This is a genomic window from Pseudoalteromonas sp. BSi20495 (assembly GCF_000241185.1).
In the GTDB taxonomy this organism is placed as follows: Bacteria; Pseudomonadota; Gammaproteobacteria; order Enterobacterales; family Alteromonadaceae; genus Pseudoalteromonas; species Pseudoalteromonas fuliginea.
This window is the reverse complement of record NZ_BADY01000079.1, coordinates 15,416-31,916: the sequence shown is the minus strand read 5'-3', so window position 1 is coordinate 31,916 and position 16,501 is coordinate 15,416. Positions and strand designations below refer to the sequence as shown.

The window sequence follows — 16,501 nt, the reverse complement described above, 5'->3', positions numbered from 1 at the left end:
GTCAATCGCTGGCCTATTACGAGTAAATTCAACGCAGTGAGCGCTGAAAATAGCTGCTTGAGATAGATTTATTATCCAGAGTTCAGGTTAGCTAAGATCCCCCATCAAAAATTATAGGCAATAAAAAACCCGCAACATGTGCGGGTTTTTTTAAAGAGTTAAAGAGCTAATTACTTAGCAGCTTTTTTCTCTTTTTCTGCAGCGATTACAGTTTCAGCTACGTTAGCTGGACATGCAGCGTAGTGTGAGAACTCCATAGAGAACTGACCACGACCCGATGTCATTGTACGTAGTGTACCGATGTAACCGAACATTTCTGATAACGGTACGTCAGCTTTAATACGGCTACCTGTTAAACCAGCTTCTTGGTCTTTCATCATGCCACGACGACGGTTAAGGTCACCGATTACATCACCAACGTGATCTTCTGGAGTGAACACGTCAACATTCATGATTGGCTCAAGAAGTTGTGCGCCCGCTTTAGGGATCGATTGACGGAAAGCACCTTTAGCAGCGATTTCGAACGCGATTGCAGATGAATCCACGGCATGGAAACCACCATCGAAAAGTTCAATCTCAACGTCAAGTACAGGGAAGCCAGCTAGAACACCAGTACCCATCATTGACTTGAAGCCTTTCTCAACTGCAGGCCAGAATTCTTTAGGTACGTTACCACCAACAACTGATGATTTAAACGTAAAGCCTGAAGCAACTTCGCCTGGCTTGATGCGGTAGTCGATTTTACCGAACTGACCAGAACCACCAGATTGTTTCTTATGCGTGTAGCTATCTTCAATTTCTTTAGTGATAGTTTCACGGTAAGCAACTTGTGGTTGACCAACAATAAGGTCTACGCCGTAAGTACGCTTAAGGATATCTACTTTGATATCTAAGTGAAGCTCACCCATACCTTTAAGGATAGTCTCGCCTGAATCTTCATCAGTCTCAACTTGGAAAGATGGATCTTCTGCAACCATTTTACCGATAGCAACACCCATCTTCTCATTACCGCCTTTATCTTTAGGCTGTACAGCAATCGAAATTACTGGAGTTGGGAATACCATTGGTTCAAGTGTTACAGGGTGCTTAGGATCACATAAAGTGTGACCAGTTTGCACGTTTTTCATGCCTACGATAGCAATGATGTCACCAGCTTGTGCGCTAGTTAATTCGTTACGGTCATCTGCTTGCATCTCAACCATACGGCCAACACGCTCAGTTTTACCAGTAAACGAGTTAAGGATAGTGTCACCCTTGTTTAGTTTACCTGAGTAAATACGTACGAATGTTAATGCACCAAAACGGTCATCCATTATTTTGAATGCTAACGCTTTGAAAGGTTCATCTGCAGAAACGATTGCAAATTCGCCATTTTCGTTACCTTCTTCATCCATAAGAGGTTGAGGATCAACTTCTGTAGGAGCTGGTAAGTAATCAACAACAGCGTCAAGAATAAGCTGCATACCTTTGTTCTTAAACGCAGAACCACAGTATGTAGGGAAGAAAGCAAGGTCACGAGTACCTTTACGGATACAACGTTTGATGTCTTCAACAGAAGGTGCTTCACCTTCCATGTAAGCTTCAAGTAGTGCATCGTCTTGCTCAAGGGCAGTTTCAACAAGCATTTCATAATACTCGTCAGTTTTTTCTACCATGTCTGCAGGAACGTCTGTAATTTCGTAGTTTTCAGGAAGACCAGTGTCATCCCAAACGTATGCTTTTTTAGTTAAAACATCTACAACACCAACAAATTCATCTTCAATACCAATTGGTAAAGTCATGATTAGTGGTACAGCACCAAGTACTTTACGTACTTGCTCAGTTACACGGTAAAAATCAGCACCCATACGGTCTAATTTATTTACGAAGATAATACGTGCAACTTCTGAATCATTAGCATAACGCCAGTTAGTTTCTGATTGTGGTTCAACACCACCAGAACCACAGAACACACCAACACCGCCATCTAATACTTTAAGTGAACGGTAAACTTCTACTGTGAAGTCAACGTGTCCAGGAGTATCGATAACGTTAAAACGGTGATCTTTCCAGAAACAGCTTACAGCCGCAGACTGAATAGTAATACCGCGCTCAGCTTCTTGTTCCATGAAGTCAGTAGTAGATTCACCATCATGAACCTCACCTGTTTTATGGATTTGACCAGTAAGCTTTAGGATACGCTCAGTAGTCGTGGTTTTACCCGCATCAACGTGCGCGAAAATACCAATGTTTCTGTACTTCGATAAATCTGCCATTAATTTTACTCTTAATAAAGTCGATAAATTATTCGGCAGGAGTATAACATCACTTAAAGCGAACATCACCATGCAAGCCGCTTAAAATGCAATCAATTCAATATATTTTTTTTATCGTCGTCATCTATTAAATATCAAACATAACAAAAAAAACGTAAGACATTGAAACAAATGAAATTTAATATTTAAGCCTTAGGTACAAAAAGTTACTTCGCTATTTTATAGCAACGTTCAGGGCGGCCAATACTGCCATAACTTTGATCCGCTGTTAACTTACCTGATTCAAGCAAATACTCCAAGTAACGGCGTGCTGTAGAGCGACTAACACCAACCAAATCGCCCATTTGCTGAGCGGTAAATGCAGTGGTTGCGTGCTCTACAAAAGCATCATGTATTTTTTGCAGGGTAAGTTGATCGACCCCTTTTGGTAAACGAACAGACGTGTTGGTTTGCTGCTTTGAACCAAATAACATATCAACCATTGACTGCGTTACTTCACTTGCATCAGAAAAACATTGCTGACGTGATTCAAAACGTGCGAGTGCTTGATCAAGTCGGTTTAACATTAATGGTTTTACTAAAAAGTCGCATGCACCTAACTGCATTGCTTTTTCAAGGGTTTCGACCTCTTTTGCAGCAGTGAGCAGCATAACCTCACTTTTAATCGTTCGACGTCGTAAGTCGGTCAATAAATCAAGTCCGTTACCATCAGGTAAATGTATATCGAGTAAAATCAAATCGGGTTCAATTGCATGCAGTAAGGCTGTTGCCGTGCTTAAATTACCTGCAATGCCCACTACCTGATACTGTGCTTGCCTTAAACTTTGCTTTGGCGTTTGACTACCTGCGACACCATTTGGTAATAACAAGTACTGCGCTAATAGCTGTGCTACCTCTACTTCGTCTTCAATTATTACTACTGAATACGTCATGTTTAATGCTCTTATTATTTTGGAATGTAAACACTTAGTCTTGCACCAAGTAGGTCTGACTCACCAATTTCTAACGTGCCACCGCATGAGTCTAAATTTGTTTTTACTAAATATAAACCAATACCATGCTCTGCTCCTGATTTAGAGCTGTACTGAGGGGTAAAAATAACATCATGGTCAGAACCTAACCCAAAGCCTGTATCTTCTACATCAAATAAGAGAGTTTGGCTGGTTTCATCAACGGTTACCCGTACTTTTGCAGAGCGAGAGTTCGATGACCTAATAGCAGCCTCAATCGCATTATCTATAAGGTTACCTAAAATAGACACAACTCGCTCGAGCATATCTTTACGTGCAATAACACCAAGTAGGCTGTCGGGGTTAAGCTCAAGCGCAACATTTAATTCTCTTGCTTTATGATATTTACCCACCAACAAACCAGCAAGCACAGGGTCTTGTATGCGCTCTAACAAGTTATGAATTTGTGCCTGAGAGCCCTGGCTTTCTTGCCCTATTATTTCTATAGCTTGTTCGTTTTTGCCCATTTGCACTAACGCACCAATTAAGTTGAGCTTATTAGAATAGTCATGAGTTTGTACCCTTAAAAGCTCTGCAAAAGCCTGAACTTTAGTAAGTTGTTGGCTTAAATACTCAAGTTCATCAGAGGGGCGCATACTCAGTAAAATACCATCCGCCTGCCCTTGCACTTGCAAAGAAAATCTCGATAATATAAGGCGTTTATCGGCGGCAAATAATTCAAAACCCACTATTTTACGTCGCTGATTACGCAATAAAAATTCTGCATGTTCAGGTAATAAATCGTTTAAGCTGAGGTTCTGATTAAGAATTGAAGTTGGTTTATCTAATATTTCGCAGGCGCGTTGATTGAGTTTTCGTACTTTTCCGTCCGGGTCGAGTGCAATAATACCGCTGCGTACCGTATTTAAAATTGCATCTTGTTCTGAAAACAAACGTGCAATTTCATCTGGCTGCAGGCCAAAAATAGCATTTCTGACACGCTGTCCAATATAAATAGCCGCCAGTATACTTAAACCTACAAGTATTAAGCCCCATATTAAAATTTCACTACTGCGAGAGAGAATAAGCGGATCGATTGATTGTACTAAAAAACCAACCGATACAACGCCTACTATTTCATTATTACCTGCGTACACCGGCACTTTGCCACGAATTGATTCACCTAAGCTACCATGGGCCACCGAAATATAGCGTTCACCTTTTAATGCAGCTTTGCTATCGCCTCCGACCATTTTTTTGCCAATTTTATCTTCATCTGGATGCACAATACGAAGCGCATTTTCATCGCCAACAACAATAAAATCAGCACCTACAAGCTGTCGTAAATCTTCAATTTTCATGTTAATAGCGGTTAAGTCACTAGGTATTTTCAGTGCATTAATTACATCAGCACGTGTGGCAATACTGCTTGCCACAGCTAATGCTTTATCACCAATATGGTTATGTAAGCTTTGCGCTGTAAGTTGATACACCAACGCGCCAAATAATAAAGCCTGCAATACACACAATCCTGTTACCCAAATAATTAATCGTGTTTCTAATCGCTTAGGTTTTGTGACCATGTCTTGCAATGGATTTAGCTTGTTGGTGTTTTTCATTTCATTCTCAATTATGCATTTACTTTGTCTGCACGGCGTTGCATTAAATAATCTTTTAACGGAAACAACAGCACTAAAATTGAAATTACAAATATGCTCAATGTTAGCGGACGATCCCATAAAAAGCTTAATGAGCCATCAGAAATCATCATTGAACGACGGAAGTTTCGCTCAATCATATCTCCTAATATAAAACCTAATAATAGTGGTGCCATAGGAAATGACAGTAATCGCAATACTAGCGCAACCACCGCAAATCCTACCATCATAAATAAGTCGAAGGTATTGAAGGACACTAAGTAAACACCAATTAAGCTAAAGAACAATATCATCACGGTGAGTACCGACTTAGGCATTGCTAATACTTTTGCAAAGTAAGGAATAAGCGGCAAATTTAAAATAAGCAGTACAATATTACCAAAGTACATACTTACAATAACCGCCCAAAATACACTTGGGTTTTCTTGCATAAGCATTGGACCTGGTTGAATGCCGTAAGCAATCAAAGCACCTAGCATAATTGCCGTAGTACCTGAGCCCGGAATACCAAGCGTTAACAGTGGAACAAACGATCCTGTACACGCCGCATTATTTGCCGACTCTGGCGCAGCTAAACCACGTAATGAGCCTTTACCAAACTTTTCTTTCAAACCTTTTGGCGCTAAATTTCGCTCTGTTGCATAAGCCATAAAGCTTGCAATAGTTGCACCAGCACCCGGTAACACCCCCACTATAAAACCTAAAATAGACGAGCGACCAATCACTGGTGCTATCTCTTTAATCTCGGCTTTACTTAACTTGGTTGAACCTATTTGCGGTGTGTCTGAGTCATTAATGTTTTTAGCATCTTTTTTCTCTGGTTTTACAACATTTACAAGCGCCTCGGCTAATGCAAACGTTGCCATAGCAACCAGTAAAAAGCTTATTCCGTCGAGTAAATCAGGTTGCCCAAAGGTAAATCGGTCAGTCCCTGATGATGGATCAATACCAACCGTTGCTAGCATCAAGCCAAACACAGTCATCATCATTGCTTTTAAAAATTGCCCTTTATTTGAAAATGCTGCAATAGCTGTTAAGCCTAAAAACATCAACACAACATAATCAGGGGATTGAAAACTCAATGACACTTTTGCTAATAAAGGTGCAGCTACCATTAATAATATGGCGCCAATCGTTCCGCCTATAAAGGAGGAATAAGCAGCAATTGCCAATGCTTTACCTGCATGCCCTTGTTTAGCAAGCGGGTAGCCATCAAAGGAGGAAGCTACCGTACCCGCCACGCCAGGCGCATTAATTAAAATAGATGACGTAGAGCCACCAAAAATAGCGCCGTAATAAACACCCGCCATTAAAATCATGCCCGAATCGGCGCCAATGCTGTAAGTAATTGGGATCATCAAGGCAATTGCGGTAATTGGCCCCAATCCTGGTAACATACCTATAAAAGTACCTACCAAGCAGCCAGCTATAACGTACATTAAATTATTAAAGTCGAGCACGGTCGACAAACCAAGCATAATTCCATCAAACATAACTTAACTCCACAAATCGCCCGGAACCAAGTAAATACCTAATACTTGAGTCATCAAAAACCAAAAAACCACCGCAACCGGTATCGATGCAAATAGCAAAATTCCCTTACGTCTTTCGCCCATCACAAAAAAGCCCGCAAGCAAAAACGCACTAGTAGAAATTAAAAAACCAATTGGCTCCAGTGCCGCGCTATAAATTACCATTAATATTAATAAACCAAAGGTGCGCAGTACGTGTGACTTTTCAAGAACATCATCAGTATTAGTTTTCTCTCTTGGTTTAAGCAATGTTGAACCAATAGAAAGTAAGCACACCACAATACCAAACCCGGCATATACTTTAGGAAGTGTCGCTGAGGTAACCGTTTCGTATTCTTCAAACGGTAGTAGCGGAATTTGCCATGCAACCACAGCGTATAAAGTAAATAGCGCCAAGAATAAACTTGGCCCTATTAATTCTCGATTCGTCATTTTAAAACCTCGATTACGGCAATGTGCGGATAAAGCCAAGCTCTTCCATTACAGCTCTAAGCTGCACTTCTTGTGCTTCTAGTGACTTAATAAACTCATCTTTTTCTTGAAAAAGATTTAGCCAACCGTTACGAGCTCGTACAGCTTCCCACTCAGGTGTACTTTGCAACTCACGTAGTTTTTTTGTGTACTGTGCTAACTTTTCAGCGGGTAAATTAGGTGCAGCAAAAAGACCACGCCAATTAACAAATTCCATATCGTAACCTAGTGACTTAAGTGTGGGTATTTTTGGGTAATCAGGTAAGGGCTCACCCGATGTAACCGCTAAAATACGTGCTTGACCACCGTTAGCTACTTCAAGCGCTTCACTTAAGCCAGTAGAAAGTAAATTCACTTCGCCTGAAAGCAACCCAGCCTTAGCTTTACCGCCTGCATCGTAAGGAATATAACGTAGGCGTCGACCATCTATACCCGCAGCTTTAACTGCTTGAGCCGCCACTAAGTGATCCATACTGCCGCGAGCAGAACCGCCCGCTACTTTTACCGAACTTGGATCTTCTTTTATTGATTTAATAACATCCTCCCAAGTTTTAAATGGAGAATCGTTACGCACTACAAACGCGCCATAATCTGCAATCATACTGGCTACAGGTGTTAAATCGCGATAGCTATAAGGAATTCGGCCACTTAACGCGCGCAATACGATAGGCGTTGAGTTAACCATTAAAATATCGCCCTTTTTAGTGCCCGACTCAATTAAATACGCAATAGCACGACCGCCTCCACCACCAGACATATTTTGAAAAGATGCATTATTTTCAATGCCTGACTTAACTAAACCTTCGCCTATACCACGGGCTGTTGTATCCCAACCACCACCAGGTCCGCCAGGGATTAAAAAGTGAGTGTCGGCCATTGCCATTGGGCTGCTAAGTACTAACGATGCTGCAAGTATGGTCGTTTGTAATGATTTAAATAATTTCATTGTGTGTCCCTTTAAAATAAATACTGCATACGTGCACTAAAGCCCATACCAGAGTCTTCGTCGCCAACCAGCGCAGTAGTACCGGCACCTTCTACATCGCTGTAAATTAGATTACCCATAAACTTAATATCACTACTTACGTAATAAGATGTACCTAATGTATAAGTTGTCGCTTTTGTGCCTTGTAAGCTACTTGTAGCATCTACTTCTGAAACACGTGCCACCAACTCCCATGCATCTTTAATATTTTTAGGTTGTACAAATAATGCAGAGCTCGCTTTGTATTGGCGCTGTTCTCCACCTAAAAAGTAACTTGCCGATACATGAAAACCATCAAAGCGCTCGCCATCTAAAAAATCAGCACTATTAGCGGCATCAAGTGAGCGGCTTGCATATTCAGCCTCAAGTGTTAAAGAATCCGCCTGATAAGCAAACTCAAGACCGGTTTGCGATAAACTATCAAGTGGGCTTGTTACACCACCAGCAGCATAATCAACAAGGCGAGTATTAGTCTCGCGCACTTCACCACGCGCAAAACGTGCGCCTAATTCATTGCCACCCATATCGCGATATGAATGCCACACGCCTAAATGAATTACATCGCCAGGTGATGTACTCGACCATGTAGCACGCCCAGTAATAGCAAGAGTAAGCTTATCGTTTTCATCGCTACCTGTTGCACCAAATGCATCATTTTTATAAACGCCTATCGCGTAACGAAAGCCAGAGTCTTTAAAATATTGATAGGCAGAAGCGCCCCAACGAAAAAATGGGGAGAAAGTATTGGCAAGCGAACTACGCTCAATTGTATTAATGTGCTTTGAACTGGTTAATGCATTTAGCGATATATCTTCGCGAATTTTACCTGCTTTAACTTTAAGTCCGTTATCAAACGCATAGCGAACACGCGCCATCACTATTTCAGCAGTGCCTTCGGCAAACTCGAGTAACAACTTGTGATCCCAATTTCCGTGCTCACTTTCAACGTAAGTACGAATACGACGAGGGAAAAAATTGCTCCCGCCAGAGCCCTCGTTATCAGCATTGTAAGCACCATCAAAATAGTTGTAGTCGAGCTGAACCCGTCCACCAAACTCTAAATTAAAACCACTGGTTGTTTTTAGTGCACTTACTTCTTTTTGTAACGCATCTAATTCCTCTTGTAGTTTTTGCGTATCGTTATCGGCTAAAACGGATGTACTTGCTAATGCTGCAGCAACTGCCAAAGCGAGTTGTGTGTTACTTGCTTTCATTATTTTCTCCACGCTTGTGTATGTATTTATTGTCAGGTAGATAAGCGACGACAAACTGCTATCTAACTCGCAGCTTATTGTTAACGTGAAATTAACTAAATATTTAGAAGGTAAGGTGCATTGATGATCGTTATATGCTTTTTGCTCATAAAGTTCATGAACAAAAAGAGCAAAAACAGTTACTGTTATATTTTGATTTATAAACACTTTTAAAGGTTTGAATGATTACCGTACGAATAAATAGATAGGATTTTTGCAGCTCTAATAAAGCCCACAATAAAGTAGGCTTAGCTAATTATGATTTAGCAATACAACTAGAAAATCATTTTAGGAACATTTGAGGGGGTTAAGCGTTTCGCACTTACCATAGCAGTTTATTTATATACTATTAATTAACTGCTCAACAATGAATTTGTTAACATCACATTGTCAAAAAAGCCTGAATTTGGTACATTATTCCTTCAATAGTATTTATAAAAACAACTATAAGACCCTACAATGAAATGGAACTTCCTTCGACTCAGCTCTTGGCTAATTGCACTTACCTTATTAATTTTCTCTCATAATATTTTTGCGCAGCAATATAAAATAGATAAACCAGCTAATTGGGTTAATACACATATTATTGAGCAACCCAAACATTCCGACATAACCAAGGTACGTGACGGCACACTTTATTTGTTACTCGATAACCAATCCTATATACCGAGCAGACAAAAACAGCAACGCTATACGCGTTTGGTTATGAAAGCTTTAAATCAAAGTGGTGTTGATTATATAAGCCAGCTTAATCTTGATTTTGATCCAAGTTACGAGTCGCTAACACTAAATAGCTTAACGATTATCAGAAATAATGAGCGCATTGATAAGCTTGGTAGCGCGAGAATGACGATTATACAGGGTGAATCTGAGTTAGCTGAGCGTATTTATAATGGTAGCTTATCACTCAATATTATTATTGATGATATGCGCAGTGGCGACATACTCGATTACAGCTACACAGTGGCAGGTAGCAACCCTATATATGCTAATAAGTTTAGTACAAGACGCACGCTGAACTGGTCGGTACCCGTAGTGCAACAAAATATGCGTGTACTTTGGGGTAAACAAACGCCTTTACATATTAATACAATAAACGGCGCAGCTGATATTCAAGAAACGCTTAACAAATATGGCAAAGATTATTCTATAACTCTTTTTGAAGAACCTTTACTGGAGCAAAACTCTCAAACCCCAACGTGGTACGACCCGTATACACAAGTTTACTTTTCTGAGTTTGACGATTGGGGTCAGGTAGTTAACTGGGCATATCCGCTTTATCAATCAGCCATAGAAACCCCAAGCAGCATTTTAGATATAGCTGAAGAAATAAAAGCAAAACACACAAAAACATCAGATAAAATTGCCGCAGCACTGCGCTTTAGCCAAGACGAAGTTCGATATTTAGGGCTTGAAATGGGCACTAACTCGCATCAACCAACGTCAGCTTCAGAAACGCTTTCGCTACGATACGGCGACTGTAAAGATAAAACAGTACTGCTTATTTCGTTATTAAAAGCGATGGATATAGAGGCCTTCCCTGCGCTAGTTGATACAGAGGAAACCAAACGTTTAAAAGAACTTCCACCTTCAGCAAGTGTATTTAATCACGTAATTGTTACGCTAAAGCAAAACGGAGAGCGCTACTGGCTCGATCCTACGGTCAGCTACCAACGAGGTACTCTCGAATATTTAGAGCAGCCTGATTATGGCTATGCCCTAATTATTGATAAAGGTGAAAGCGCTTTAACGTCAATGGCGCAAAAGCCTGTACATACAAATGTATCTGTAGAAGATAACTTTTTTATTGCTGAAAAAGTATCTGAGCCATCACGTTTTGAAACCCAGTACACTTATGCTGAATTTGAAGCAATTAACCGCAGAAGCAATATAGCCAGCAGTGGTCTAAATAGCGTTGCTAAATCTTACTTCGAGTATTACCAAGGCTTTTTAACTGGTTTATCAGTCAATGAAGCAATGACTATTAGTGAGCAAGAGCAAACGGGTAAACTAATAACCAAAGAGTCGTATTTAATTAGTCAATTTTGGGAAAAAACAGACGAAGGCTACGAAGCTAGTTTTTACGCGAATGAAATACAAAATAGCGTTTACGAACCAAAGCAGGTAAATCGCACCGGCCCACTTTACTTTGACTATCCCAATATAATTAACACCACAATAAAACTACATTTTGCAGAAAAAGGTTGGGGATTTGATAGCGATCAAGAAGAAATTGATAACGACTACTTCAACCTAAAAACAACTACTGAATTTAATGATAATGTTTTAACACTGAGTTATGACTATTACGCAAAACAAGATCATATTAAAGCGGATCAAATAGATGATTATTTAGCACAGCGTAAAAAGTTAATATCAGCAACCCATTACTCTATTCTAAAATATGCAAAGGCGAGCGAAACTACTCAAACATCAGCTGATGTGCTAGACAGCCTTGGTTATAGCTGGCTTAAATATGTATTGGCTGGCTATATTTTAGTGCTCATATTCTTTTTCGCCGATTGGCGATTAGAGTCAGCAAAAAAAGTGAAATTTGAAGATAGTCCATTTTATGCAGTATCTGTAAGTAAGTTTATTATTTACAGTATTTTAAGTTTAGGCATATTTGTTAACTATTGGAGTTATCGTAATTTTAAAGCCATTAAAGAGCGCGACAACTCAAGTATCATGCCTATTGCTCGAGGTATATTTGCGTTTGTATGGTATTACCCTTTGTATCTCGCACTTGCAGAGCACAGCCAACAACAGTTAAACAAAAATAGAGTAATGCCAAACTGGACTGCCTTGACTCTTTGGCTAATGGTACTTGCCAGCGCCTTTGCTTATCGAATGGACGAATACGCAACCATAGTGATTTGTATAATGCCATTTTTATGGTTGCCTCTAGTTAGTTACATTGAGCAAACCGATACAAGTAAAGAAGCCCTACATCACAACTCGCACTGGCGAATTAGACAGTATTTAATCTCGCTTACGTTTGCACCTCTATTATTTTTAGGCGTACTTCAAGAAGTAAATATTTTACCCAATGCTGCAATTATAAAAGGCGATAGTTTATGGTCTTACCAAGTACACTTTTTAAAACGTAATCGCCTAACACCTGAAAACGAAGAAATACTTTATTTTTATAGCGATGCAGTATTTGATTACCGAGAAGACGGTAACGGAATAACCGAGAACTATATTTTTAGTTACTACAAAAACGATGACGGTAAGCTTGAATCAGATCTTAGTCACTTTAAAGACATAGAAAAAATAGAAACCACATACGGTAAAACCAAACTTGATAACACAAGCATTAAAGTAATAAAAACTGACGGTAGTGATTTCTTGCTCATTGTAGGGCGTCTAAACAAGCAGGATAAAGTACTAGTGGAGCAGATTAATTTACGTATAACAGCAAATAAAGTGCGTTAGTGGCTTAAAATATCCAGTTAAGTACGAATATTTTTAGCCATAAATTAAAGGCTGTTGATCTTTAGGGGCTAAGGTTTTACAAGCAATGCTTTTATAATAAAAATTCATATCAAATTATTTAATAAGTATTAAGCATCTATTTTTTATTCTTAATTGTTCAACCAAAGTAAGTATTTTTATTAAATGTCAGTGCTAACTAGCCGATTTATATATGAATAAAAAACAAACTCTTCAATAATAAGAATTATTTGCATTTGGGTGTTGACAGACACTTGAATCTAACTGATAATCACTATCAACAAGACGGCAAACATACTGACTTGTAACGGAATGAATTGATTTGTTTCTCGACCCTGAAACAACGTGTGGCGCACGTTAACAGCTATGGTTACTTGTTATGAACCGCAACGCCCCTTGATGTTGATGACGAGTAACCGCCCTACTATTTTACTTGCTACATTGCTCATATCGGTGACGGTAGATATGAAACTAAAAAAGCCCTTACGGGCTTTTTTTATGTCTGTAATTTAGTTGGTTAAATTAAACTAAATCAATTAACGACGGTTTTTACGTGCTCGCGCTCGACGCTGAAGCTTTTCTTCTTCTTTAGCTTGTTTTTTAGCTTCTGCAGCTGCGCGTAAACCAGCAACCATTACTTCTTCTTCCTCACGCATTTGCGGAGTTTCCATCGTAATACGGCCAATAATACCATCGCGCAATTCGTTGATTAGTATTTCAGACATTTTATACGTGTCTATTTGGTTACCACCACGAATACAACCACGCTTTTTGCCTGCCATTTCAACAAACTCCCAATCACTTTCAGGAAGTTCAGCGATTTTATAGCGCGCTTTTAAAAGCTCAGGATAAGTACGTAATAAATATTCAGCGGTATAACTTGCTACTTCTTCATACTCAAGTGCGGTATCACGAATGGCACCTGTAGCGCCTAAGCGATAACCTGAGTTTTCGTTTTCTACTTTTGGCCAAAGCATACCTGGCGTATCGTAAAGCATAATACCGTCTTCAAGCTTAATGCGTTGTTGTGCTTTCGTTACAGCAGGTTCATTACCTGTTTTTGCAACTATACGTCCAGCCAATACATTGATCAACGTAGATTTACCCACGTTAGGAATACCCATTATCATGGCTTTTATTTGCTTATCGGCGCCAACTTTATGCGGCACTAACTTTTTACACAGTTCATTGATACGATGTACTTCAGCTGCTTTATCGTGACCAAAAGAAATCGCTTTAACGCCATTTTCTTGTTCAAAATAATCCTTCCAAATTTGCGTCATTTTAGGATCAGCTAAATCAGCTTTGTTCAAAATTTTGATGACCGGCTTACCTTCACGCAAGGTTGCCACCATCGGGTTTTCGCTACTGTAGGGAATGCGCGCATCTAGCACTTCAATGATCACATCCATTTGTGGCATTATTTCTTTAATTTCATTACGGGCTTTATTCATATGCCCAGGGAACCACTGGATAGCCATTTTTAACTCCTAACGTATAATTAACCGCTATTTTAACTGGCAATTCATTTAATTGCGCTATACTGGCGCAAATTTTTTTAGATTAGTTGTTATGGCTCTTAAATCCACCATTATGAAGGTGCAATTATCGCTTAGCGATATGGACCGCCACGTTTACCAAGATTTTAGTTTAACCTTGGCACAACATCCGTCAGAAACCGACCAACGGTTAATGATTCGCTTACTCGCTTTTGCACTCAATAGCTGTGATGGTTTAGAATTTACTAAAGGATTAAGTGCTGATGATGAGCCTGAACTTTGGCATGTAAACTACAGCGAAGAAATAGAACTATGGGTTGAACTTGGCTTACCAGATGAAAAACGTCTTAAAAAAGCCTGTAATAAATCTAAAAAAGTGGTGCTATATACTTATGGTGAAAACAATCAAGCAATTTGGTGGCAAAAACACCAACCTAAATTGTATGAATTTAAAAACTTAAGTATTTTTAGCCTTGATTATGCAGCAACACAAGCACTTGCTGCTTTGGTTGATCGTGGTATCAAGCTCGCCATTACCATTCAAGATGGTGAAGTGTGGGTAAACACCGATACAACCAATATTGAAATAAAACCGCTAAAGTTAATGTAATTACGGTAGTTATACCAATTGCATTAAATTAGTTATCTATTATAGCGACAAGGAAATGAGTCGATAACAAGGCGAAAATTATGACATATAGTTGTTCTATATAAATAATTTTTAACGCAGGTAGCGGGTTATTTAATACGCTAGAATGATCATGTTTTTAATAAAATTGGTATTAGGGAGCATATGAAAGTTAAACACGTTATTGTTTTACATGGCTTGTATATGTCTGGCTTTGTTATGCGCCCACTGTGCTCTCGCTTGGAAGAATCTGGTGTTAAGGTATTAAACCTTACTTATAATACGCTTGATCCAAACCGCGATGCTATTTTTGCTCAAATTGATGAATTTATTGCAGGTGAACCTTCTGCACTCGTATGTCACTCAATGGGCGGATTAGTCGCTCGCGCATACCTAGAAGCTAATTCAGTTGCAAGCCAACACATTACAAAAGTAGTTACTTTAGGCACGCCTCATCAAGGTAGCCATATTGCACAAAAAATGAAGCAAAAAGGGTTTGAGTCTTTTTTTAAAAAAATAGCGTTGAATTTTTGCTTACACAAAATGGTAACTGGCCGTTTAAAGCGAAGCTTTTTAGTATTGCAGGTGACTTACCCATTGGTTTAATGCCCCTTATAGTTAAAGGCAGTAAATCAGATGGCACTGTATTGCTTGATGAAACTAAGCTCAAAGGTATGGCTGAACATAAAGTGTTCCATTTAAGCCATACCAGTATGATTTACTCACGCGAAGTGGTCGACTACATTTTAAAATGCTTAAGCGAGAATTAATCCTCGGCAGCCTCTGCAATTTTATAACTAATTAAAAATATAATACCCAGCACGAGTGGTATTGGCGCTGCTATATAACCAAAAAAGTCTGAATTAGCAAAGCTAGCTCCGGCCAAGTGAGCAACTAACCCTAGTACAAATGCTACCACCGCTATGCCTACAACAATTAACTCCGCTTTGTTTTGCTTAACTGTTTTTGCGTGCATGTTATCTCTCCTAATTATTTCGACAACATTATTATGCGCCGTTAGGGTGGATGATTTTTGACCTGCATCAATAAAAAAATAGCTAAGTTATTACCTTGAATAAAGTTTGTTTTAGATCATGATTTATATACTTTTGAGGTTTATTTACTTTTGAGGGGTAGTATTTTTATTAATCAGACCCACTTCTATTAATAGTCTAAAGTGAATATAGGTATCAAAAACAGCTAATAGGTTAAAACTATTAACTAGATGCATTTAAACGATTTTACTAACTTATCGAAATTAGTAATACTTATCACAAGTTCACAAACAAACGGTTATTCAGGAGCAAGTTATGTCACATGTAAACGCAATTGGTCTAAACAGCGCAAAAAGCGAAGACATCATAAAGTCACTCAATACGTTATTGAGTAGCTACCAGATTCAATACATGAACGCGCGTGGCTTTCACTGGAATATTAAAGGCCGTAACTTTTTTGAACTACACGTTAAGTTTGAAGAAATTTATAACTTACTACTTCTAAAAGTAGATGAAGTTGCAGAACGTATTTTAACGTTAGATGGCGCACCTCTACATGCATTTTCTGATTACCTCGAAGTAAGTAAAATTAAAGAAGCTAAAGGTATTAGTGATGGTGTTACAGCCGTAGAGAACCTACTCGCTGGTTACAGTACGTTAATTCACATGCAGCGCGATATTTTAAACCAAGCAGGTGATGCAGACGATGAAGGCACAGCCTCACTAATGAGTGATTACATCTCAGAGCAAGAAAAACTGGTTTGGATGTTAAAAGCGTACTTAGATTAATTTTAATCTAAAAAAGATAAAAGCCCTCAT

At 39.1% G+C, this 16,501-nt stretch carries 12 protein-coding genes and 1 pseudogene; 4 read left to right on the top strand and 9 right to left on the bottom strand.

The features are described 5' to 3' along the window. Nucleotides 1–170 precede the first annotated feature (170 nt). From fusA to P20495_RS09365, 7 genes are all read right to left on the bottom strand, one after another. Nucleotides 171–2,255, bottom strand: a complete 2,085-nt coding sequence (gene fusA / locus P20495_RS09335; RefSeq protein WP_008136532.1) for an elongation factor G — start codon at nucleotides 2,253–2,255, stop codon at nucleotides 171–173. A 206-nt stretch (nucleotides 2,256–2,461) separates the two neighbouring features. Continuing rightward, nucleotides 2,462–3,187, bottom strand: a complete 726-nt coding sequence (locus tag P20495_RS09340; protein ID WP_008136531.1) for a response regulator — start codon at nucleotides 3,185–3,187, stop codon at nucleotides 2,462–2,464. A 14-nt stretch (nucleotides 3,188–3,201) separates the two neighbouring features. Further along, nucleotides 3,202–4,824: a sensor histidine kinase gene (locus P20495_RS09345; RefSeq protein ID WP_008136530.1), complete on the bottom strand. Its 1,623-nt coding sequence runs from the start codon at nucleotides 4,822–4,824 to the stop codon at nucleotides 3,202–3,204. Between the two features lie 11 nt (nucleotides 4,825–4,835). Further along, complete coding sequence (locus tag P20495_RS09350; RefSeq protein ID WP_008136529.1) at nucleotides 4,836–6,356, bottom strand: tripartite tricarboxylate transporter permease; 1,521 nt, start codon at nucleotides 6,354–6,356, stop codon at nucleotides 4,836–4,838. Nucleotides 6,357–6,359: 3 nt separating this feature from the next. Beyond that, nucleotides 6,360–6,827: a tripartite tricarboxylate transporter TctB family protein gene (locus P20495_RS09355; protein WP_008136528.1), complete on the bottom strand. Its 468-nt coding sequence runs from the start codon at nucleotides 6,825–6,827 to the stop codon at nucleotides 6,360–6,362. 13 nt (nucleotides 6,828–6,840) lie between these two features. Next, nucleotides 6,841–7,812, bottom strand: coding sequence for a tripartite tricarboxylate transporter substrate binding protein (locus P20495_RS09360; RefSeq protein WP_008136527.1), 972 nt, complete (start codon nucleotides 7,810–7,812; stop codon nucleotides 6,841–6,843). A gap of 11 nt (nucleotides 7,813–7,823) precedes the next feature. Further along, nucleotides 7,824–9,065, bottom strand: a complete 1,242-nt coding sequence (locus P20495_RS09365) for an OprO/OprP family phosphate-selective porin (RefSeq protein WP_008136526.1) — start codon at nucleotides 9,063–9,065, stop codon at nucleotides 7,824–7,826. A 498-nt stretch (nucleotides 9,066–9,563) separates the two neighbouring features. Between P20495_RS09365 and P20495_RS09370 the strand changes: the two genes are divergently transcribed. Next, nucleotides 9,564–12,542, top strand: coding sequence for a DUF3857 domain-containing transglutaminase family protein (locus tag P20495_RS09370; protein ID WP_008136525.1), 2,979 nt, complete (start codon nucleotides 9,564–9,566; stop codon nucleotides 12,540–12,542). Nucleotides 12,543–13,096: 554 nt separating this feature from the next. Here the strand turns inward: P20495_RS09370 and ylqF are convergent. Continuing rightward, entirely contained in the window at nucleotides 13,097–14,041 is a 945-nt protein-coding gene (gene ylqF, locus P20495_RS09375; RefSeq protein WP_008136524.1) for a ribosome biogenesis GTPase YlqF, read from the bottom strand. A 91-nt stretch (nucleotides 14,042–14,132) separates the two neighbouring features. On the opposite strand from ylqF, the gene P20495_RS09380 reads away from it, so the two are divergent. Beyond that, a complete protein-coding gene (locus tag P20495_RS09380; RefSeq protein WP_008136523.1) occupies nucleotides 14,133–14,669 on the top strand; it encodes a YaeQ family protein in 537 nt (178 codons plus the stop codon). Between the two features lie 183 nt (nucleotides 14,670–14,852). Next, a pseudogene (locus P20495_RS20600) lies at nucleotides 14,853–15,457 on the top strand (alpha/beta hydrolase). Here the strand turns inward: P20495_RS20600 and P20495_RS09385 are convergent. Then, the gene (locus P20495_RS09385; RefSeq protein WP_008136517.1) at nucleotides 15,454–15,663 is read right to left on the bottom strand and encodes a hypothetical protein; all 210 of its coding nucleotides are present in this window, start codon (nucleotides 15,661–15,663) and stop codon (nucleotides 15,454–15,456) included. The pseudogene P20495_RS20600 and the gene P20495_RS09385 sit on opposite strands and share 4 nt — an antisense overlap. 334 nt (nucleotides 15,664–15,997) lie before the next feature. Between P20495_RS09385 and P20495_RS09390 the strand changes: the two genes are divergently transcribed. After that, nucleotides 15,998–16,471 (top strand): Dps family protein, encoded by a 474-nt coding sequence (locus tag P20495_RS09390; protein ID WP_008136505.1) that lies wholly within the window; start codon nucleotides 15,998–16,000, stop codon nucleotides 16,469–16,471. The last annotated feature ends 30 nt before the right edge of the window (nucleotides 16,472–16,501 follow it).